Annotated in this window: 15 protein-coding genes and 1 pseudogene; 4 read left to right on the top strand and 12 right to left on the bottom strand. The window is 44.8% G+C overall.

The annotated features are described in order from the left end of the window. Positions 1–65 precede the first annotated feature (65 nt). The 10 genes from EGV92_RS02375 to EGV92_RS02330 all read right to left on the bottom strand — a co-directional run bounded on the left by EGV92_RS02375 (position 66) and on the right by EGV92_RS02330 (position 13,953). A complete protein-coding gene (locus EGV92_RS02375) occupies positions 66–2,330 on the bottom strand; it encodes a nitric-oxide reductase large subunit (protein WP_131667605.1) in 2,265 nt (754 codons plus the stop codon). 832 nt (positions 2,331–3,162) lie between these two features. Then, positions 3,163–4,125: a DMT family transporter gene (locus EGV92_RS02370; RefSeq protein WP_131667604.1), complete on the bottom strand. Its 963-nt coding sequence runs from the start codon at positions 4,123–4,125 to the stop codon at positions 3,163–3,165. Positions 4,126–4,401: 276 nt separating this feature from the next. After that, positions 4,402–4,917, bottom strand: a complete 516-nt coding sequence (locus tag EGV92_RS02365) for an ureidoglycolate lyase (RefSeq protein ID WP_131667603.1) — start codon at positions 4,915–4,917, stop codon at positions 4,402–4,404. 98 nt (positions 4,918–5,015) lie between these two features. After that, positions 5,016–6,092 (bottom strand): allantoicase, encoded by a 1,077-nt coding sequence (gene alc / locus EGV92_RS02360; protein WP_131667602.1) that lies wholly within the window; start codon positions 6,090–6,092, stop codon positions 5,016–5,018. An 81-nt stretch (positions 6,093–6,173) separates the two neighbouring features. Beyond that, a complete protein-coding gene (gene puuE, locus EGV92_RS02355; protein ID WP_131667601.1) occupies positions 6,174–7,166 on the bottom strand; it encodes an allantoinase PuuE in 993 nt (330 codons plus the stop codon). Between the two features lie 104 nt (positions 7,167–7,270). Next, positions 7,271–8,704, bottom strand: coding sequence for an NCS1 family nucleobase:cation symporter-1 (locus EGV92_RS02350; RefSeq protein ID WP_131667600.1), 1,434 nt, complete (start codon positions 8,702–8,704; stop codon positions 7,271–7,273). Between the two features lie 156 nt (positions 8,705–8,860). Beyond that, positions 8,861–10,240, bottom strand: a complete 1,380-nt coding sequence (locus tag EGV92_RS02345) for a urate hydroxylase PuuD (protein WP_131667599.1) — start codon at positions 10,238–10,240, stop codon at positions 8,861–8,863. A 66-nt stretch (positions 10,241–10,306) separates the two neighbouring features. After that, positions 10,307–10,687, bottom strand: a complete 381-nt coding sequence (uraH, locus tag EGV92_RS02340; RefSeq protein WP_131667598.1) for a hydroxyisourate hydrolase — start codon at positions 10,685–10,687, stop codon at positions 10,307–10,309. Positions 10,688–10,833: 146 nt separating this feature from the next. Beyond that, positions 10,834–11,346 (bottom strand): 2-oxo-4-hydroxy-4-carboxy-5-ureidoimidazoline decarboxylase, encoded by a 513-nt coding sequence (gene uraD, locus EGV92_RS02335; protein WP_131667597.1) that lies wholly within the window; start codon positions 11,344–11,346, stop codon positions 10,834–10,836. Between the two features lie 291 nt (positions 11,347–11,637). Further along, a complete protein-coding gene (locus EGV92_RS02330) occupies positions 11,638–13,953 on the bottom strand; it encodes a TonB-dependent receptor (RefSeq protein WP_131667596.1) in 2,316 nt (771 codons plus the stop codon). A gap of 432 nt (positions 13,954–14,385) precedes the next feature. On the opposite strand from EGV92_RS02330, the gene EGV92_RS02325 reads away from it, so the two are divergent. Then, positions 14,386–15,021, top strand: coding sequence for a TetR/AcrR family transcriptional regulator (locus tag EGV92_RS02325; protein ID WP_131667595.1), 636 nt, complete (start codon positions 14,386–14,388; stop codon positions 15,019–15,021). Positions 15,022–15,063: 42 nt separating this feature from the next. Here the strand turns inward: EGV92_RS02325 and EGV92_RS02320 are convergent, their stop codons facing one another. Continuing rightward, positions 15,064–16,506, bottom strand: a complete 1,443-nt coding sequence (locus EGV92_RS02320; RefSeq protein ID WP_242678567.1) for a nucleobase:cation symporter-2 family protein — start codon at positions 16,504–16,506, stop codon at positions 15,064–15,066. 716 nt (positions 16,507–17,222) lie between these two features. Between EGV92_RS02320 and EGV92_RS02315 the strand changes: the two genes are divergently transcribed. Further along, complete coding sequence (locus EGV92_RS02315; protein ID WP_131667594.1) at positions 17,223–19,304, top strand: TonB-dependent receptor domain-containing protein; 2,082 nt, start codon at positions 17,223–17,225, stop codon at positions 19,302–19,304. 82 nt (positions 19,305–19,386) lie between these two features. On the opposite strand, the gene EGV92_RS02310 is transcribed toward EGV92_RS02315, so the two are convergent. After that, positions 19,387–19,860, bottom strand: coding sequence for a DUF2799 domain-containing protein (locus EGV92_RS02310; protein ID WP_131667593.1), 474 nt, complete (start codon positions 19,858–19,860; stop codon positions 19,387–19,389). Between the two features lie 624 nt (positions 19,861–20,484). Here EGV92_RS02310 and EGV92_RS02305 point away from each other — a divergent pair. Both EGV92_RS02305 and EGV92_RS02300 read left to right on the top strand, forming a co-directional pair. Further along, positions 20,485–21,126, top strand: a pseudogene (locus EGV92_RS02305) (nucleotide-binding protein); the annotation flags it as partial. Between the two features lie 413 nt (positions 21,127–21,539). Next, positions 21,540–22,103 (top strand): hypothetical protein, encoded by a 564-nt coding sequence (locus EGV92_RS02300; protein WP_131667591.1) that lies wholly within the window; start codon positions 21,540–21,542, stop codon positions 22,101–22,103. The last annotated feature ends 217 nt before the right edge of the window (positions 22,104–22,320 follow it).

Here is a 22,320-nt window from a genome sequence, read left to right as displayed (position 1 = left end):
CTCAGTAAAAAAGCCCTGCCGAAGCAGAGCTTTTATTTCTTACCTGTGCTTATTCAGTGCTATATTTATCGTTTCATAGGCTTGTAGTTAGAGTGTGAAGGTTTCGCGAATACGAGCTTCACAGTTTGCCATGCCACGCAGAGCGCACCGATAATTAAGATAACGTCACCAAAGGTACGGACCCAACGCAGCGTCTGCAAGAAGTCTTGCTGCATGAAGCCTTCACTGCGCGCATACCATAGACCTTCAGTGAGTGAGGCATGAGCTTGGTAAATACCAATAGGTAGTAGACTGGTAACGATCATCAGTACTAGACCTAAATTTAATGCCCAAAAGCCAGTTTTCATGAGCTTATCATCAAACACATAGTCGGGGCGAATATAGCGTAGTACTAAGATTACGAAACCAATAGCTAAGAAGCCATAGACGCCAAACAGGGCAGCGTGAGCATGAACGGCAGTGGTATTTAGACCCTGTAGGTAGAATAGGGAGATTGGTGGGTTAACCATGAAGCCAAATACCCCAGCACCAAGCATGTTCCAAAATGCAACAGCGACGAAACACATGATAGGCCATTTAAGCTTTTCCATCCATGTGGCTTGACGCTGCAAGGACCAATGCTCATAACCTTCGTAACCTAAGACCACTAACGGCACAACTTCTAGAGCACTAAACGAGGCACCAATGGCCATGATAGGCGTGGTAGTACCTGAGAAGTACAAGTGGTGGAAGGTACCAGGGACACCGCCGAGTAAGAATAGCGCTGCAGATGCAATAGAAGAGGCTGTGGCGATACGCTTACTGACCAAGCCTAAATTATAGAAAATAAAGGCAAGAGACACAGTTGCGAATACTTCAAAGAAGCCTTCGACCCATAGGTGCACCACCCACCAGCGCCAGTATTCCATGATGGTTAGATGGGTGCGTTCACCATAAAATAGACCAGAGCCATAGAACAAGCCGACACAAATGACGGAGGCGACAAAGATGGTAAGAAGGTTCTTATCGCCATGTGCTTTAAAGCCATTGATCCAGCCGCGTGCCATCAATACAAGCCAGAAGAGAACGCCTGCCCATTTGAGGATCTGCCAGAAACGGCCTAAGTCGACAAACTCATAGCCTTGATGACCGAACCAGAAGTTGAGCTTGGCTGGCATGATGTGAGCGATAGCGAGATACTGACCAGCAAATGACCCTAAGACCACTAAAATCAGAGCTACCCAAAGAATATCTACCCCAAGTTTTTGATATTTTGGATCTTTCCCACCATTGATGATAGGTGTCAAATACAGTCCGGCCATTAAGAAGGCAACGGCAATCCAGAATAGAGCAGATTGAATATGCCAAGTACGGACGAGCGAGTAGGGGAAGTAATCAGCTATGGGGAGGCCATAGAAGTTCTGACCTTCGACAGTGTAATGAGCAACAAGGCCTCCTAAGAACACTTGTAATACAAATAAGGCCATGACTAAAAGACCATATTTGGCCAGTGCTTTTTGTGAAGGGGTTAGGGTGATGCGGGTTAATGGATCGACATCGGGAGTGACAAGCTTGACGTCATCTAGCTTATGTAAGAAAGACCAGCCCCAGACTAAGAAGCCCACACCAGCGATCAAGAAGACCACACTGGCAATAGACCACATGATGTTTTCAGCGGTAGGGATGTTGTCAATTAGTGGCTCATGAGGCCAGTTGTTAGTATAAGTAACTTCGGTACCAGGACGGTCAGTTGAGGCAATCCAAGTGGTCCAAAAAAAGAAGTTAGTTAACTTATGTCTGGCAGTTAAGTCGGGTAAAGTATTGTTTTTCATCGCGAAGCTTTCGCGAGATTTTTGTAGTGCCGGATCGTCACCATACAAGCTAACATAGTATGGTGCAATCTCATTCATCGCTGCAATGCGAGTGTCTGATAAGACCACTTGGCCTTTATCATTGACAGTACTAGTACGGTACTCTTTTTTGAGCTTGGCTTGTAAGGCCGCTTGCTGACTCTCATCAAGTGAGTCAATGTCAGTACCGTAGGTATTTTGGGAAGTGATATTGAGCCAAGCAACCAGCTCACGATGTAGCCAGTCTGCTGTCCAGTCAGGTGCCTGATAGGCGCCATGACCTAGTACAGAGCCTAACTGCTGCCCCCCGGTTGACTGCCAAGCAGATTGACCGTCTAAGATGTCATCTTTGGTCATGATCACTTGACCACTGCTGTCAACGTACTGATCAGGAACGGGCGGGGTGGTTCGATAAATCTCGACGCCGCCCCACCCTAAAAATGTAAAGGTTACGATTAGGATGGCGATTAAGCCGAACCAATGTTTTTTGTAGTCACCCATATCTTGCTCCTATGGCTAGAAAGGTGCGAGTATCTTAAAGATACATATAAAATGAATGTTTATTTACCCAATTAGTTCTTATTTTTCATTTACGATGATTGATAGGTATCGCAGGGCAGGAAAATAAGAATATAGGTTCCACTAAAATTAGGAACAGTTTTACAGTAGCTATAGATGTTAGCCAGAAGAGACCATCTTTATCTCTATCAAATTAAATAGATAAGCTCTTAAGAAGGCATAATATCATAACATTCATTTAAAATGAATGTTATATTTCGAGATAAAACATAATCGACGGTGCAAAAGATATAGTAGACAACGAAGTAAATTAGTGCCATTCACTAGAAGTTGTCTTCACTTAATGAAAATGACGTTTAATAGACTTAAATGACTTTAATCAATTCTGTCTAACACTGGTACGCTGCGAGATACTGACAGATATATTATTCTGGCTCGCAGTGATGATTCACTTAAGGTAGCTGTAGGCTCATCTGTGTGACACCTTAGGTAGATTGACTATATATAGTTGAGCCTATTTAAAACTGATCCGTAAAAGACTCGCTGGTATAAATTCACTGGCTAGAAGTCATGAGATGACTGAGGCGGGCGCAAATTTATGCCAGCGGCTTTATGGCAAATCTAAAATGGATTGACTATAGTAAAACTGGGGAAGGCTTTGTTAAATTTTCAGGAGTCTCAAAAAAGGCCTTAAGCGAGCTAGTAAAGTACCTCTAGACGCTATGTGGCAGACACTATGTTGCAGATATGTAGCGCCTTAACCATCTAAATATTAACGCCCATAAATACATTATGTGTAGTCTTTTATAGACTACTATAAGCTTGGGTGACGGCGTCTTGATAGCCATCTAGGCACCCGAGTCGTGGTAGCGTTCAGTCCTGCATTTAGCAATGCAGCCAGTAAAATTAGCACGATACCAAGATATTGCAAACCTACTAAATGCTGCTGTAGCAGGAGCATTGCCAAGACAATAGCCGTTAAGGGTTCGAATATGGTAAATACCGAGGCACGGCTGGCGGGAAGCCTTTCTAAAGCCTTCATATAAAGCCAAAATGGCGCAATAGTGCCGAGCACAGACAGTCCTAATACATAGCCTATACTAAGCGTAGGAAGCTCGATAAGCTGGGCATAAGTGCTATAAGTCGCTGGAATAAACAGTAAGAGTAGAGCGCTAAACAGAATAGAGGTAAAAAAGATCAGCGGCGCGGCGTGAGCGTGATGCATTGCCCGCTTTCCGAGTACCCCATAGAGCGAGTAACAAAGTCCAGACAGTAGCCCCAGCACAATACCCCAATTGGCCCAAGAGCCATTCCCCGCCATCGTTAATCCCACTCCCATCACCGCCATTAACGCTAGCAGTGCCGACTGCCGAGTTATTCGCTCGTTTAACAATAACTGTGAGAATACTAAGCTAAAGATGGGGGCGGTATAGAGTAGGGCCACGGCAGGACCAGCGCCGACATGAAGGACGGCAAAGAAATAGCATACTGTCATGCCGAGGACGCCAATGAGCGATTGCAGCCCCAACCCTAGCCATTGCCTAAAGGTTAGTTTAAGCAATTGGGGCCATAGTTTGGGCAGCATGACAAGGATTAACATGGCTGCTGTGACGATGCGTAAAGTCGCTATCTGCCAACCTGTAAAGCCAGAGTCGTGTAGATAAGTAGAAAAGACCCCGAGTGTTCCCCAGCAGATAGCTGCCGTAATAATCTGAATCGTGCCGACCCAAGTTCGTGCACCAGTTAGAGAGTGATTGGGGGTAATGGTTTGGGTCATTGATGGCCATCCTTGGTTTTGTTATTTGCATGTCACAGCAAGGGGAGTGCTGTTGAAAATGATAAAGATTAGTAGCGCATCTGATAGTGCAGTGATTGAGCCGCCACTTTACAAGCTAACTAAAAAGCTACTTAGGAAATTCAGAATAGCTTTTTAACCTTATAGGCTGTTGAATGTCTTGGGCTTAAGCATCCTAGGAGAATAACCTCTACTTCGATCCTCAAAAAAAGACAGCCCTCTAAGCTGCCTTTTTTCAAAACATATAAGCTTGAGTGGCTAAATCTCAACCATTACGCCCCAATCGGTAATATCAACCTCAGTGCAATTATTGCCTGTACCGTTAATGCGGTCAACGACTAAAAATGGACTTTCAGAATTTAATGCCAAGAGTGGATGATGCCAGACGCCTGCATCGTATTGAATGCCTTGGGTAGATTTGGCATAAAATACTGATAAGTCGTCAGCAGACTTTGGTGGCTCGCCTTTTGGTGCGACCACGACCACATAGTCTTCGCCATTCATAGAAAAGAAGGCCTGCGAGCCAAGCGGATGAAACTCCATCACCGACAAGGCAATAGGAATCTCACGCGGTTTGGCCATAAAGATACTAAAGCCAACCTCGCCACCATCGAGTGCGGCTTTGGCAATCGCATGGTGACGGGTAGCAAAGCCATTATTGATGATATAGCAATTATCTTCAGTCTGTTCGGCTGCATCATACGGCTCGATGACCGCGCCAAATGGTGCAAAGTTTGCTTTGGTTAATGGCTGGGCGGTGAGAGTAATGGTCATAGACTACCTTGCTGGTTTGGGGATTAAAAGGGTCAAATCTTCCTTTGGTTAAAGGAAGATTTAGACAAATAAAAGTCATATTGTTACTTGCTGACTTGTTACTGCGCCACTTTACCAAATAGTCGAACGCGGCTGATACCACCATCAGGGAAGATGTTGACTCGAATATGGGTAATTGGCTTGTCAATCTTCAAGTCGCTAAAGGTCACCACATTGTCGGCGCTAAGCGCTTGCGGCTCAAGCAGGGTATCCCAAAACATACTTTGCGTCACCAAGGTTGCATCTGGGGTATCCGGCGCATAGACCGCTTGAATCGACACTTTATCAGGGAAGTTGCCTTTAAAATAAGCGGTATCGATCTCGATTGCTTCGACCGTGCCAGCTTGACCTAGGGCAATAATACACCAGTCATTACCTGGCTCACGGCGACGACGGGTCTCCCAACCTTCACCCATATTCGGTGCTTTGGTCGGTAGCAATAAGTTCTCAACTGCGCCAAAGTGAGCGTCGTTACAGGCGATAGCGCGGCCACCATTTAAAGCGCCGATCAAGTCGATAGTCTCCTCTGTACTAGAGCTGCTATCAAGCTGGATGTCACCATAGACACGCAAGCGGGCCACGCCGCCATCAGGATAGATATTCAGACGGATATGGGTCACAACATCACTTGAGTCTGTACTGACAAACTCATGAGAATGGCCTTTTAGTGCCGTCATTCCGACCAATGATTGCCAGTCTTTTTTATCCCAATAGTCTTTATTCAAGGCGGCCAGTTCAGCGTCGCTTTGCTGCATAAGCTCTGGGGCATATAGTGCATCAATACTGGCAGAAGAGGGGTAATTGCCCGTAAAGTGACTGGTATCAATGTCGATACCGGCGATTTTGGTTGGGCGAGCCAGCTGAATAACGGTGTAGTCATAGCCTAAATGACGCTTACGCCGCGTCTCCCATCCATCCATCCACTTACCATTGTCATCGAACTCACCGACGATAAAGACAGGCAATTCAGGCTTAAGAAGACGGTCTTTTGGTGCAAAAAAGTCATCGGTTGAAAACAGCGCTTTGGCACCAAGACGGCTGTCAGCGACGTTGGTCTTTTTGACAAATTCTGGCAGGGTTTCGGGTAGATTGTCCGGTAGGATAACTTGACCTGGTTGGCCGATTGAATGACTCATATTATGTCCTTATTTAGTAATAGTTGTTGCTCGATAGCGGGTTAAAGTCTTTGACTGTATTTTAACTATCTATAAACAGCTCTATAGCCAATTAGCGGTATTGTCTGGGGTGGCGGGATGGTTCTCATACCAATGTTTGGCAATCTCATCACGGCGGCATACCCAAACGTCAGGCTTTTCACTGATATATTTCAAGAATTTTTTGAGTGCTACAATACGGCCAGCTCGGCCTATCATGCGGCAATGCAGACCGATAGTGAGCATCTTGGGCGTATGTTCGCCTTCTTCGTATAAAGTATCGAAGCTATCTTTTAGATACTGATAAAATGGCTCGGCATTAGTAAAGCCGGGGCTTGAAGCAAAGCGCATGTCATTGGTTTCAAGCGTGTAAGGGATAACCAGATGCGGCTTACGAATAATTTGCTCGCCCTCTTGGGTTTTGACATTAAGCCAATACGGTAGCTCATCGCCATACGAGTCAGAGTCATAAGTATAGCCACCTTGCTCAACGACCAGCTCGCGAGTATTGGGGCTATCGCGGCCGGTGTACCAGCCTAAGGGCTGACGACCGAGCATCTCTTCAAAGATTTCAGTGGCTCTACGAATGTGCTCGCGCTCGGTCTCGCGGTACATGTATTGATAAGTAATCCAGCGCAGACCGTGGCTGGCAATCTCATGACCGTCTTCTAACACGCGCTCGATAATATGCGGCGTCTTTTCGGCAGCTGCGGCGCAAGTAAAGGTGGTGATCGGATAGCCGTATTCTTTAAAGGTATCAAGTACTCGCCAAACCCCGACACGGCTGCCATATTCAAAGGCTGACTCGATGGATTGATGACGATTGTTAAACTCAGGCGTGCCCAAGATATCTGATAAAAATCGCTCAGATTGACCATCACCATGGATGACGCTGTTTTCTGCACCTTCTTCAATATTAAGGACAAACTGAACGGCGATTTTTGCACCGCCCGGCCACTTGGCCTTAGGTGGATTGGCACCGTAACCTTTTAGGTCGCGCGGATAGCTGTCGGTGTCAAAGGTACTGGTGACGTGTTTGAAGTTTTGTTCTGTCATAAAATATCCTTAATTAACTAAATTATAACGCTCAACCTTAACCATATTCTAATGGCATCAAGGCGAGTTACAGCATTTGATTCGCTAATTCTCATTTGAAATCTTTATCTCTCACTTTTCATAAGCAACCAATAAATCAGACCACCAATAGCCGCGCCTAATAAGAAACCGTAGCCTTCAAGCTTGGTCAACATAGGCACGAGTACCGTGGCTACCGAGAATACGGCGGCGATGGCAAAGGCAATTAGACCTTTAATATTCCAACCTTTTTGATAATAGTAAGCACCAGTAGGCTGGTCATCAAACAACGCCTGCATGTCTAAATCTTGATGCTTAATTAAATAATAATCTACCACGATAATACCGAAAAATGGCGCGATAATTGCCCCAACAGCATTAACAAAGCCCACGATACCAATTTGGCTAATGACTGAGACCCACAGAGCGCCAACGAAAAAGGCAATGACTGCGGTAATAAGACCGCCTTTTCTAAAGCTAATATGCTTTGGAAATAGGTTGGCCAAATCATAAGCGGGTGGTATGAAATTTGCCACCATATTGATGCCCACAGTCGCTGCAAAAAAGGTCAAGGCCGAGACAATCGTTAATGGTAAGGCGTCCACACGCTCAACAATGTCAGAAGGGTTGGTCAATGGCTCACCGAATAATACCAGCGTGCCTGCGGTGATAATCAGGGCAATAAATGAGAAGAAAGCCATATTCAATGGCAGTCCTAGCAAATTACCCAATTTCATGTCTTTTTCGCTACGTAAAAAGCGTGAAAAATCACCAAAATTAATCACAATTGCGGCGAAATAGGCCACCATAGTACCGACAATCGCCATAAAGGCTTGGACTTTAGAGCCTTCATAAGTGCTGCTTCCAGAGAAAATTGTACTAATCGCGGGGATGAGCTCAGAGCCTGACTGATACCAAACCACGCCCATCATGACAATCATGACGATATAGACTAAGGGTCCTGCCCAATTTAAAAAACGCTTGATGGGCTCAATACCTGCCCAAAATAGCACAATCTGAAATATCCAAACGATGATAAATGCCATCCAAGCAGTGACTGATAACTGCAAAAAGGTCGATGTTGACTCAGCAAATATCAGCGTCAACAAGATGGTTACTGCCGTCGAGGCAAAGTAGGTCTGAACGCCATACCAAAAGATACCAATAATAGCGCGTAATATGGCAGGCAGATTAGCGCCATTTACCCCCATACTGGCTCTAATAAGCACTGGGAAGGGGATGCCATACTTAACGCTAGGACGTCCCGTCAGGTTGACCATGAGCATAACGATTAGTCCAGCGAACATGATGGCCGCCATAACCCACCAGCCATTCAAGCCATAACTTAAAAACAGCGAGGCCGCTAGCGTATAACCAAATAGACTTTGAACGTCATTGGACCAAACGTTGAATATCTCAAACCAACCCCAAGTGCGCTTTGATGACGCTAGCGGGGCTAGGTCGTCATTATAAAGCCGAGAGTTGGTGTTGTTTATGTTGAGCTCATGGTCAGCTTGCATTTGTCTACTCCTAGTAGTCATTGGTATCAGGATATTATTGAGTAAACAGAATACAATAATTATTAAGTTTAATTAAAAATTAATTAAAACTCGATTGAATTTATAAGCTTACTGGGAGTTGTGAATACAGGTTCTAAGGGCTTACCTGCTAAATATTTACAATCCTGACACGTAAGCCACAAGCTGCGCTCGCTCCTCATCGGTCATTTTGGTCATATTAGCCAGTGGCATATATTGGCTTTGTACCACAGTCGCAATCTTAGCTTTATGGGTATTGAGATCTTCAGGAGTCTGCAAAATCACACCTAGTGGTGGTGCGTTAAATCCTGCCTGCGTTGGCTGCGCTGCGTGACAAGTTGAGCAGCGCGTGTGCACAATCGTCATGATGGCATCGTCTTGTGAGGCTGAAGCAGATACCGCTTGAGTACTTTCCGTTGCAGTAGCAGTCGTTACGGTAGCACCGTTAGCGGTATTGGCATCCGTGGTTGCGCCGTCACTCGTGCTGTCTACGACAGATGGAGGATTGACCGAGGTGGTCGGTGATGCCACTGATTGCGTAGACTCAGTAGTGGCTTCATCCGTTTGTGCTGATACCGGTGCCGCTGGTAATGACTTCACAGGTTCTGGGCGCATCCAAATGATGAGTAGCAAGGTAAGGATGGCAGGAATGACCAAATAACGAGGTCTTTTAAAGCCGCGATGTTTAAGGTTAAAGTAGTGACGCACGGTCGCGGTGATAATACCAATAAAGACTAACACTAACCAACCATGCTCATGCGAGTAGGTCATTGGATAGTGGTTACTGATCATGATGAAGATAAGCGGTAGGGTGAAGTAGTTGTTCATCAATGAGCGGTTTTTGGCCATTAGCGCCAGCTCAGCCACTTCTTTACCAGGCTTGACGCCATCGCGAACACATTGAACCAGTGCGCGCTGGGCGGGCATAATACCAAAGAACACATTACCCGCCATAATCGTACCTAAGATAGCACCGACATGGATGTATGCTGCCCGATCACTAAATAATTGATAGGCCAACCAAGTGTCTACGACCATCAAAATAAAGATCAATACACTGAAGATTAACGCATTTTTTCCCAAGCGGCTACGGACGATGGCCTCATAGATAAAGTAGTTGCCGAATAAGAACAGTAGACTGGTTGCTACAGCGACAGTCGTAGAGCTAAAGGCCACCTTGCTTGGGTCGATAAGATAGGCGGTGGCATTGAAATAATATACCACCGTTAGCATGGCTATCCCAGTTAGCCATGTGGTATAGGCTTCCCATTTGAACCAATGCAGTGTCGTCGGCATCGACTCAGGTTCAAGCTTGTATTTGGCAATCTCATAAAAGCCGCCGCCATGCACAGCCCATAAGTCACCAGAGATACCTTTGTCTTTTTTCCATTCTGGTGGCTTTTGCAGGCTTAAATCAAGCCAGACAAAGTAAAACGATGCGCCAATCCATGCGACGCCCGCAATGACGTGAAACCATCTAAAAAATAACTGTAACCAATCGAGTAAATATGCACCCATGCCGCCGCTGTCCTTTTAATATACTGAATCGAACTTTAAGATTAAATTGCTGTCGCTTTTAAGCAGCTACGAGCCGCGATACGTGCTATAGCCGTGCGCGCTAAGTAGTAACGGCACATGATAGTGGCTAGTATTACTTATCACGAAGTCGATAATGACTTGCGGATAAAAAGCCGTTAGCGACTGAGCATCGAAGTAAGCTTGGGTATCAAAGGTAAGGGTATAGCGGCCTGGTTGGAGATCATGCGATTGCTCGTCAGTAGCGTGGCTAAAATCCCAACTATCGGGCGTGACGCGGCCATCGGCATTGGTGGTGCCATGCGCGAGTAGCTGAGCTGAATCATTAGCATCAATACGGCGCAGAGTAACGGCAATATTGGCGGCAGGCTTGCCAAGGTGAGTATCTAAAATGTGTGAAGATAAAGTGGCTGACGAAGTGCTGGTCATAGCTGCTTCCTTTCGAGTCTGAGACAGAATAAATGGGCGAAGTAACTGTGCAGAATAAATAAAGGCGCTTGAGGTAAAACTTAACAGCAATAGATAGTATGCAAGCGCCTAAATAAATCTCTGGTTAAGCAATGCCTAGTAAGGTGTTAGGCTTCAATGAGCTTGCTAAGGCGCAGCTGAGTAATCTTATTTTGCTCAGCAGCGGCGTTCGCCAGCTCTTGCTCGCGGTCATTGGGCAGGCGAGCATTGAGTAAGTCAAGCATTTGCTGCGCTGACTTACCAGTGGCGAAGACAATAAAAATAAAGCCAAACTTCTCCAGATAGTCCTGATTGCCCTTTGCTAAGGCATGCAGGGTACTATCGTCTGCTTCATTGGCACCAGATTGCTCGTGTGCGGCGCTACCGGCAGTATGGCGATACTTTTCTTTTAGCGTTGAGACATCACCGATCTGCGGATGACCTTCGAAGGCTTGCAAGTAGTCAGCTTCACCCATCTTTGACCAGACAGCATCGCTCGCGGTGATTAGAGCCTCAAGCGAGGCAAAAGGACGTTTCTCCACTAGCATGGTGGCCCAACGCTCGCTAGTACAGCACATTAATAGCTCATTGGTCGCCGCGTCTTCGGGCAGCTGGTTGAATGACGTTAGACTAAGGGTCACAAGTAAATCCTTTTCAAAACGAGTTTCTGGGTCGAGTATACACAGTAAAGTTAATATTTCGTGCCGCTATTTTGCAAAAACCTGACCAAATGGTCAACTATTTTATGAATTAATTTTAGACCAGTCATTATTTGAGCCATAAAAAATCGCCATTACTTAGCATAATGGCGATGGTTACTTTCCTTGTGGGCTTCTTTGGTATTTCTGTTGAACTAAAGATAAAAACGCCTACTAAAATAAATATAACTAAGGTATCTAGTACTGTAGCCGCGTCATATTAAGCTCATAGTATCAATAATCTACCGTATAGCCGAGCGCGTAAGTGGTTCCTTCTGCATCAAGCCTATTCATAGCGCCATAAGTCGTTTGGTTATAGACAGTTTTATATTGAGTATTGGCAAGGTTATAGATGCCGTAATCAAGATGCCCCATTGGTAGGTCGACTTGCCCTACTAGATCAGCTATCAAAAACCCCTTAACGGGCTGAGCACTGAGCCGGTATTTAGCCACGGCAGCTGCTGGTCTAGTTTTATTCTCCTCGTAAGCTTTGTCCGTGCCGCCGATAGCCAATGCCTGCAGACGAATATTGCTACCGCCGTCGAAGTTATACTGGGCAAAGGCAGTCCCTTTAAGCGGTGTCAGACGAACGGCATTTAGCTCGCGCCACTCACCGTCCACGTCTTTGTATTGTCCGCGGGTATAAGCTAGCGTAGAGCCTAAAGTCCACTGATCGTTTAGATCGTGAGAGAGTGAAGCCTCAGCGCCATAAACCTTTTCGTCGGTATCAACTACCAAGACTTTATAGTCTGAGGTGAAGCGCACGGTCTTATCGGAGTCGTTATAGAAGCCAACCAGTTTGGCTTTGGTATTGTCAAAATTACCGGCCCAGCCTAGCTCATAGCTATTGACGGTAATAGGCTCAACATTGTCAGAGTTAATCTTAAAGTCAACAGGGACATCACGAAGGGCTCGCTGAATATCAGAGAGACTAAACCCTTGAGAGAAGTTAGCAAACACCTGATTTTGCGGTGATAGGTTATAACTGGTACCAAGGTTAAATAAGGTTTTGCTATGGTCAGTTTCGCCCGCTGCAATCTCATCAGGATCGTAGTCTACACCGACCTTTGCTAAAAAGTACTCAGGTAAAGCTTCTGTTCGTGGTTTAAAGGCCTGAGTTTCCGTTTGAATATTTTGATAGCGAGCGCCGCCGCTAACGTGCCATTGATCGCTAACATCAACATCAGCATTAATAAAGACGCCTAACTTGTCAATATCAGTATCTGGACCCCCACGAAATTTGCTGCCATCTGGCTGCCCTACTAGGCCATTACTGGTAAAGAATTTAGCTTGGTCATGACCATATTGAAATTGTTCATCATGCTCATGCTCGAAGTCCACCCCATAACTAAATAAAGTGGGCATAGCCCCAAGATTGGTCTCAGACTGCAGCGCAGCGCGCGCGCCAGTGACTTCGATATCAGCAGTAGACTGTAAGAAAGCATATGGGGTTTGGGCAAGTTGTGCTTGGGTAGCAGCTGGCAGCTCGGCAATTAGCGCTTTTGCCCGATCGTTATAGCCAATAGGAGTAGGGAAAGGATAAAAACGAGCTGACTCTTCACGGTAGTAACCGGTGACATTGAGGTTAGAATTTAGCACGTCGTCATTATGGTAGTTTAGATTGACAGTATTCTTAGTCGTATAAGGCTGGGTCTCAAGCTTTAAACCTTTAATAGCTTTTAAACTTGGCTCACCACCGAGCAAGCCTGAGAAGCTGTTACCATAATCGGCACCATACTCTGAGTCTTGTTTATTGTCATAGTGTGTTGCGGCAAGATTGATGCTTTGGCTGTCTGTTACATTCCAACCAATATTAGCATTGATGCTAATAGTATCGGTATCTTGCTGATCGGTTTGATAGACTTCAGGGCTGATGCGGTTACCCTTAGTATCAAACTTACCGCCTTTTTCTTCATAATCGACATCAAGACGCGCGTTAATGACGTTGTCTTCGCTAGTAAAGCCAAGTGTCTGACCGACATTAAAGCCAAAAGACTCATCATTAAAGTCGCGATTGCTATTGACGCCAATTCTAGACTGGCCATGAAGTCCAGTATTCGAGACAGACTTAGTCACGAAATTGATCAAGCCGCCAGAGGCGCCAGACCCGTAGATACTCGTAGCGCCTGAAAGTACTTCAATGCGCTCTAGCTGAGTCGGATCGATACTGTTAAGCTGGCGTGATAAGTCTCTAGAGCCACTTAATGGCACGCCATTGAGTAAGTACTGCACGGGTCTACCACGCATAGTAGTACCGTAATTACTCGTAGAGCCACTTGCTGTGCCGATACTGGGAACCAACTGACCAATGACCTCAGCGAGACTGCGATTGCCCACTGCTTGAGCGGCAATCTCATCTTCATAAATCATTTGTGTAACGGCAGGCATTTCGCTAATTTTCTGTGCTAGCGCTGTTCCTGATTTGACAGAGGCTGTGACGGTAATAGGGTCTAAGGTCGTCTGCGGTGCGTCGGAAACTTCTGCATAAAGCTGTTGAGAGATACAAAGAGATAATAGGGATAAGGTAGAGCGCTGTAAGATTGTGGACATATTCTTCCTTAGAAGAGGTTTATAGCTGATTAGCTAAGATTTGATAATTAAAGTTAAGTAACTGAAATTATTACCATTAGTATGATTAAATTAAGTATTAAGCAATATTTTTTATAAATAATAACGGTTATCATTAGTATTAGCAATTGATTGATTGTTGCTTATCGGCAGTTTAAGGCAAGGGACAAGGCTCTAATATCGGACTTTTTATATATTTTTAGTAGGGGGTTGAATGCGTAGATGTTAAGCTTGAAGCCTCAAATAAGTCTTATATTCAATAAGTTTGGTAGTATTAATTTATCTGCTACTTTTAAGGTCGTTGCAGGTTAGTAGACTTTAAGTATGCAGCGATGGCTTCATCAAAAGTTTTATAATGGCTATTTTTTCTAGTAACTATCTTTCTACTAACTATCTTTCTAAGTGACCACAGCTATGACAGAAAGCGCTTTATCCCATCACCGCTCTCAGCAAGAGATTCGTGAGCACAATGAGCAGCTAATATTGGCCGCAGCTGAGATGGAATTTGTACTGCAAGGCTACCGCGGTGCGACCATGCAAGCCATTGCTGATAGGGCAGGGTTGCCCAAAGCTAACGTCCACTATTATTTCAAAAGTAAAAAAAATCTCTATCAGGCCGTATTGACGACGATTATTGAAGAGTGGAATGAGGGACTCGTTAGCATGACCGAAGACAGCGATCCCAAAGTGGTCATTGAGCAGTTCGTCCGTACCAAGCTTGCTCAGGCTTTCGCTCATCCAACGCGGCACAAGCTATTTGCATTAGAGATTATTAATGGCGCACCGCATTTGCAAGAGTTTATGGCCACCACTATGAAGTCATGGGCGCAGGAGAAGACGCAAGTCATTCAGTCTTGGTATGCTCAGGGTAAGATTGCGATCAACGACCCCATTCATTTATTGATATTGATTTGGACGACGACGCAGCGCTATGCAGAGTTTGAGGTCGAAATAGTCGGGCTACTGGATAAAGAGCGATATGATGAGCACGATGAGAAAAGGACAGCCAATTTCTTGGTGCCCTTTATACTGAGAGGTTGCGGCTTATAATTGTGACTGACGCAAGTGAGCGATCGTAACAGTCTAGCCAAACTATCTATGTAAGGTTTGCTCTAATAGACCATCATCAAGATGCTGGTCTGGGGTGTCGAACTCGATACCGTAGTTTTTGGGCAGTACCGTATCGAGTAAGATAGCAACGATACCTGCCATCGTCACGGCTGAACCAAAGATATTCTGGATCAGCTTAGGCGTCTGCGCTAGTACGTCAGGGACAAAAGCAATACCCATTGACAGACCTAATGAGGTGGCAATAATTAAGATGTTGCGGTGGGTAAAATTCACCGTTGATAAGATGCGAATGCCTGCTGTCGCGACCGTTGCAAACATCAATAACGTCACACCACCGACCACAGGTTTGGGCAGTTGGGTGAATATAGCACCGATAATAGGGAACATACCCATAAGAAATAACAGTCCTGCGACATAAAAGCCAACGTAGCGACTGGCAATACCAGTCATTTGAATCACCCCATTATTTTGGCTATAAGTCGTAACGGGAAAGGTATTGAAGATACCGGCGATCATAGAGTTAACACCATCTCCCAATACGCCACCTTTAATCCGTTTTTCATACAGTGGGCCTTGAATCGGCTCGTGCGAGATCATCGAAGTCGCTGTCAAGTCACCTGAGGTCTCAATACTGGTAATAACATACATAAAGGCAATGGGGATAAAGGCCTGAAGATCAAAGCTAAAGCCATATTTAAATGGGATTGGCAAGGTAAATAGGCTGGCTTGGCTCACTTGGGAGAAGTCGATCTTACCCATGAATATCGAAGCGATTAAGCCGAGCATTAGCCCAATGAAGATAGCGCTAGAGCGAATCACTTTATTGTTTATAATGCTAATAGCCACCACGATGACTAACACACCGCCGCCGAGCATAAGGTTCTCAAGACTACCGAAGTCATCAGCTTTGACGCCGCCTGCCAGATCGGTTAAACCGACCTTGGTGAGTGAGAGACCGATAGTGACGATGACGCAGCCAGTGACAATGGGGTTCATTAGCGACTTGAGCTTGGTAATAAAGCGGCTCAAGAAAATCTCAATAAATGCCCCCAAGAAAGTCACGCCAAAGATGACCGACAAGATCTCTTCAGGGCCGCCGCCTTTGGCCTTGACCACCATCCCTGCTGCCAGTACCGCACTCAAAAAGCCAAAACTAGTCCCTTGTAGTGCCATGAGTCCCGAGCCAATCGGACCGACACGACGCGTCTGAATTAAGGTTGCTACCCCAGATACCATGAGCGACATACTGATAAGGTAAGGAATCTCTTCACCGAGGCCCAAAACGCCACCGATAATTAAGGAAGGGGTGATAACACCGACAAAACTGGCTAAGACGTGCTGAACGGCCCCTAACAGAGCTTTCATAAAGTTAGGTCGATCGTGCAAGCCATAAAGCAATTCACTTTGCATCTCGGCGGATGGCTCATTTTGCAGTTGCTTCTGCAAATTAGAGGGTTGGGTCATTCTGGCTATCTCCTAAAATAATATCCTGCTGACGATGATGGCGCTGTTAGGGTGACTAAGAGGTGCGATCATCCAATGGGCGGCATCAGTACAAAAGTCCATTTAACGCTGACAGCGATGGCAAAAGTGACAAAAACCGCTCAATTATTCACGATTTAAACGTTTACTTCAGATTAAAACCTGACTAATTGGTCAACTATATAAGGTTATAGGGAAACCGTAAGATAATGCAACGTTTTTTTACCTTACTTTATGAATTCGCCAGAATTCTCGCAAAATTAAAAGTCTTGATTGATTTTGGTTCGGCTGCGTGAGCATTTATAGCCGTTTAAATTTGTAGGGGGCAAATTTATAGTTTTTTAGGGGATTTATTCTAAAATAATCGCTTGAATATAAGCGCTCTAATATCGCCAAATAATTGCGCATAAACCAGTCGTCAGTGGTTCACTAGCACCTCTCAATTTTGTACCTTAAACCCAGACTAATCATAGTGATTAACGATATTTTAGAATGCAATTTTTTGGGTAATTCTATTATTGCTATTTGGTAATCAGTTGGTTATTATACGCCGCTATAAATTAATGATAACGATTAGCATTAATATTAGCGTTAAATTTTTATACTGGACTTGGCTAGATTTACTTAAGCGTTTGTCCAACTTTTCAACAATCTAATTGTGGCCGTAACGACCGCTTGAATGATGAGAGTGAGTAGATATGCATTCAAATAAGACTTTCCCTAGTAACACTGCTGCCCATGGCGCTCGTGGATTGAGCGCGCTAAGTGTGGCTATCACTGTAGCTATGTTTGCGCAGTCTGCCGCCGCTGCAGAACAGCCGCAGACTACTTTGCAGACCATTACAGTAACGGCAAATTCGTCGGTAAACCCATCGGTACAAGAGGGTGAGGTAACCACAGCAGAATATACGCCAGCTCAGCAAGCTGCACACCTGAACGACTTTTTAGAAGTAGTGCCTGGGGTATCTGTAGGCGGGACATCTAACATCAATCAGCGCGTTCGAGTTCGTGGACTTGACGATACTAACCTTAAAGTAACGATCGATGGTGCTCGTCAAGAAGGTCCTTTGTTCTATCATATGGGTGATGTGACCATCGACCCTGATTTACTAAAGCAGACTCAAGTAGCCGTCGGTAATAACTCAGTAACACTAGGTAATGATGCACTAGGCGGCGGCGTTGCTTTTGAGACTGTTGATGCTGTAGACATGCTCAAGCCTGGTCAGAAGCTTGGCGCTAAGCTAAAGACAAGTTATGGCAGTAACAATGATGAGCTATTAACTTCTGCCACTGTCTATGGAACGCCGACTGATAATGTGGATCTATTGGCCTATTATGGCAAGCGTAAAACAGAGTCTGGCGAAGATGGTAGCGGTCGTGAGCTTTTTGAAGACAGTGAAGGCGAAAACATCCTATTAAAAGCAGGCGCTCACCTAGCCAATGATCATCATATTGGCGCAAGCTTTAGTCGTACTGAAAAAGAAGGTACGTTCCCATTCCGTCCAGACTTCCCTGCACGAACTGATGAGCCAATTCCACAAAAGGTAAGCCGAGATACTTATACCGCTGATTACAACTTCAACCCAGCGAATGCACTAATTGATGTTGATACTACTATTTATCAAACGCAAACAGAGATCTCGCGCGATAACGATTCGAAAGTATCACCAGGTTATGAATGGCGAGCCAAAGTAAAAACCACAGGTGCTAAGGTTCAAAATACCAGTGTTATTGATAGTGCTGTCGGTAGCCACAGGCTGATTGCAGGGGCTGAGCACTATAAAAAAGAATCTGAAATGGTACGTGACAATCAGACCCAAGGGACCGATAGCGCACAAAATACGTCTGTCTATTTAGAAGATCAATGGCAGATAGATAAGTTGACCTTAACGCCAGGTGTTCGTTATGACCGTTATGAGTCACCAAAGTTCGTTGCTGACGGCAAAACTTATGATAATGTGGTTGGTGCCTTGGCTGCCAGCTACGAAATCGCACCGAGTACTCAGGTATTTGCTAGCTACACGCAATTGTTCAATGGTCCTGACTTAGGTCAAGCGATTTTTAATAGCAATGGCGATGGTATTTATGTGAATAAGAACCTAAAGCCAGAAGAAGGCTATAACTCGGAAGTTGGGGTGGTTACTACTCTTCATGGTGTGACATTGGCTGACGATGCGCTACAGTTAAGTGCAAAATATTTCGACTCGAATATCGAAAACTATCAGCTATTTATGCGCAAACCAAACAAAAGACGTCCAGAAAGAGTAGGTATTAATTGTAATGACGGTAGCTTTGGTGGTGAGTGCCAAGGTATGTATAATAGTGATGAAGACTTTGAGATCAAAGGGGTGGAGCTAGCAGCCAACTATACTACTAATAACTTTGGTATGGGTCTCAGCTATTCGCGCGCTCGTAGTGAAGGGGAAAAAACTGGTAATAGCATTCCTTCAGTGAGTGGTAGTGGCGCAGACTCAGGCGATCGTTACATGGTGAACTTAAACTATGCACCAAGTGATAGCATTGGCTTAGGCTGGCGTAGTACTTACGTGGCATCAATCACAGATAATAAACAAAACACTAAGCCAAGTTACGACGTACATGATGTGTATATGAACTTTACACCGCGTCAGCTTGCTGGAGTAAAAGCAACGGTTGGCGTTTATAACCTATTTGATGAAACTTATGCGAACCATGCCTCTCGCTTAAATAGTGGTGATGACACAGCTACTGACTTTGATATGGGTCGTAATATCAAAGCCTCTTTGAGCTATCAGTTCTAAGTACTGTTAAGTCCTATGTTACAAATAAAGTTGTCGGCCTTTGGGCTGACAACTTTTTTGGGCTTTAGCGTATTAAAATAAGTTACCAGCGATGACCCCAAGGCCCCCACGGCGTATAGCCAAAGCGGCCGTAGCCCCATGGATAGGGTGAGCTTAGATAATCTAAATCACGTTGACGCTGATAATAATAACGTCCTTCAGAATAAGCGTCTTCTAGCTTTTCAATCCCTTCAAGTGGGCACACCGGCTGCCAGTCATAGCCCTCGCGGCCAAGCTTATAAGCGTTTAGCTCTGTACAATAGCTTTCTAGCCCAGACTGTCGACCAGCCTCCCAAAGCTTGCGAACAGGACTGCTGGATGTAATATTCGGGCAGGTGGCAATATAGTGAGCAAAGTAAGCGCCAGAGCGCCCCTGCATACCATCTTTTTTACCAATGTCTTGCCAATTGGCTTGAGTGCATTGCTGCGGCGTTAGTTTAGGCGTGGTGGCGCAGCCCGCCAAGAGTAGGCTTCCAATCAGTAGTAAAGGAGCCGATAATATCGTTAAGTTTCTCATATCACACCTTTTTCTCATATCACACCTTTTTCTCATATTGCACTTAGAGACCGGCGTCTCGTGCGATAAACTATTAGCAGTTAATCCTATTTATTAATACGCTGCAAAGGTAGTCAAGTATCTTAAGTGATAAAGGCCGTATACTTGATCTATAATCATTAAGGTAGCGCTAATAGCGTCTATATTATGAGCCATTCGTTTTTGCGTGGTTTACAATGATTAACGGCTTTATAGTGACTGTATAAGTAAGTGACTATATAAGTAAGTGACTATATAAGTAATGGTTATATAAATAGTGACTACATAAACAGGAACTGAATAACTAGCGACTGAACAAATAGTGATTGAATAACTAGCGTCTGGGTAACCAGTATAACAACTTAGCAACCGCATCGGCTGTTTGCTTTCGTTAAAATCCTTTAATAGCTTATGGAGCGCTATCTTTTACAATCCTGTCCGGTGTAAGATGATATTAATAATTATGATCCAGTCAAAGTAGAATAAAATTTATCTTAACAGCCCTAAAGTCAATTTATTTAATTAAGATAACTACGTAATTTATCAAGATAAACTGATAGAATCATAGGATTAGTGGTAGATATCTAAGACATTGGAATAGTTTTTATGAAAACCGTACTAATAGCAAATCAAAAAGGTGGCTGCGGCAAGACCTCAGTTGCTATAACTCTAGCGTCAGCACTGGCAAACCAAGGTCAGACGGTAGCGCTGGCTGATGCCGACCCGCAGAAGTCTAGCCTTAGTTGGCTAAAGCGTCGTCCGGATACTGCTGCCCCAATCATTGCGGTCGATTGGCGAGAGGAAGACGATATTGGTGATTTGCCCAAGAAGGTCGCCAAAAAATTGGGCAAAAAGGATTGGCTGATTATCGATGCACCAGGCTCTATCTCAGCAGATCGCGCGCAGTCGCTTATTAGTGAGGCTGAGGCAATTCTAATCCCAGTATTGCCCTCAGTGTTTGATGCAGATAGCACCAAGCGCTTTTTAAAGTCTCTGCAAGATCTCAAGCGAATTCGTAAAGGTAAGGTAGACATTTACCTACTTGCAAACCGCGTTCGGGCGCAGAGTAATATGAGCCAGAGCCTAAAGAACTTTTTTGAAAATATAGGTCAGCAGCCTCTAGCATGGATTACTGAGCGCAGTCTCTATCCGCAATTGGCTGAGCAAGGTATGGCAGTCTTTGATAAGACGCAAAAGCGCTTTCGTGATGTCCAAGTGCAGTGGCAACCAGTGTTAGATACGCTTATGCCTAAGGTTGCAAGTCATTATGAGGACACGCTAAAAGACGCGACCATCTCGCCATCTTTAGCTCGGCTGTTGGGAGAGGAGCGTACCGCTACTAAAGACAGTACTCATGACGACTCTACCAGTAAAGTCCAAGCTACCTCGCAGTCCATTAAGACCGCAACTGCCCATTCAAAAACTTCCAAATCAAGGACAGTGGCAGCAAGGCACTCTAGTACCCAGTCAAATACGGATGTCCAGTCGGCACGAGCTACGCAAAAGACCAATCAAAAAAAATCATCGGTAAAAAAAGCCTCAACGTGGTATGAGTGACCCTCTACTTGATTAAAGCACATTAAGTAAGGCTATAGCAGTTCATTTACTGGCTTAACTTTGCTAGCTCATGCTATTATCAGCGTTTTTTTGAGATAAGCCAAATGGGACTGTGGATAGTCGTCGCTATCGTATTGTTTGTCTTAGGCAGTATGATGGCACTAAAGCCAAGTGGGGTGGATATGCGTTTAGATACACTACGCATGACCGCTCGCAGATTAGAGCTAAACCCTAAGCTGGTCGCTTGCCCTGATTGGGTAGCTGGTAAAGATGGTGAGTTTGGCCGTGGCATGATTGGTCAGTATGGTTTGGTGATAGATGGCATCAAGTTGCCACACAGTCGCTACCGAGTCATCGATGGTCAATGGCGCCCTGTCTCTCAGGTCAATACAGCTTCTAAAGACAACTCAGATGTCTCGTTAAGCTCAGTCGCTCCCCATTATGGACTGGATAAAGTCGAACTAGAGCTGCCCCCTGCAATTCAACCATTTGTCAAAGCTTTAACTACCCAGGCCAATAGTATTATCCTCTATTGGGAAGACATTGCCTATGTTCGTCCAGTGAGCAATCCTCATTATCGTACTGCCTCAGTCGAGCCGGATTTACAGCTATTAAAGACCAAGCTAAATCAATGGGCACAGCAGCTACAAAAATCTGGTCGCAGTTAAGACAGATAGTGAAAGGGTATATCAAGAAATTTTGAATACCTAATTTGGATAACTAAGAAAATAGTTTGCTAACCTAACAGGCGTCGATAGCCAACACCGAAGGTTTTTCTAGTCTGTTGTTATATATTTAACGATTGTCTTTGTACAGAATGACATAGGCAGTAGCCTAACGAGATAACGAGGGTTTTAAAAAGCAATCACACCCTTTATTATTGCA

It is taken from the genome of Psychrobacter pygoscelis (assembly GCF_004335015.1).
Taxonomy (GTDB): Bacteria; Pseudomonadota; Gammaproteobacteria; order Pseudomonadales; family Moraxellaceae; genus Psychrobacter; species Psychrobacter pygoscelis.
The sequence above is the reverse complement of the archived record's forward strand: the minus strand, read 5'-3'. Positions and strand labels throughout refer to the sequence as shown.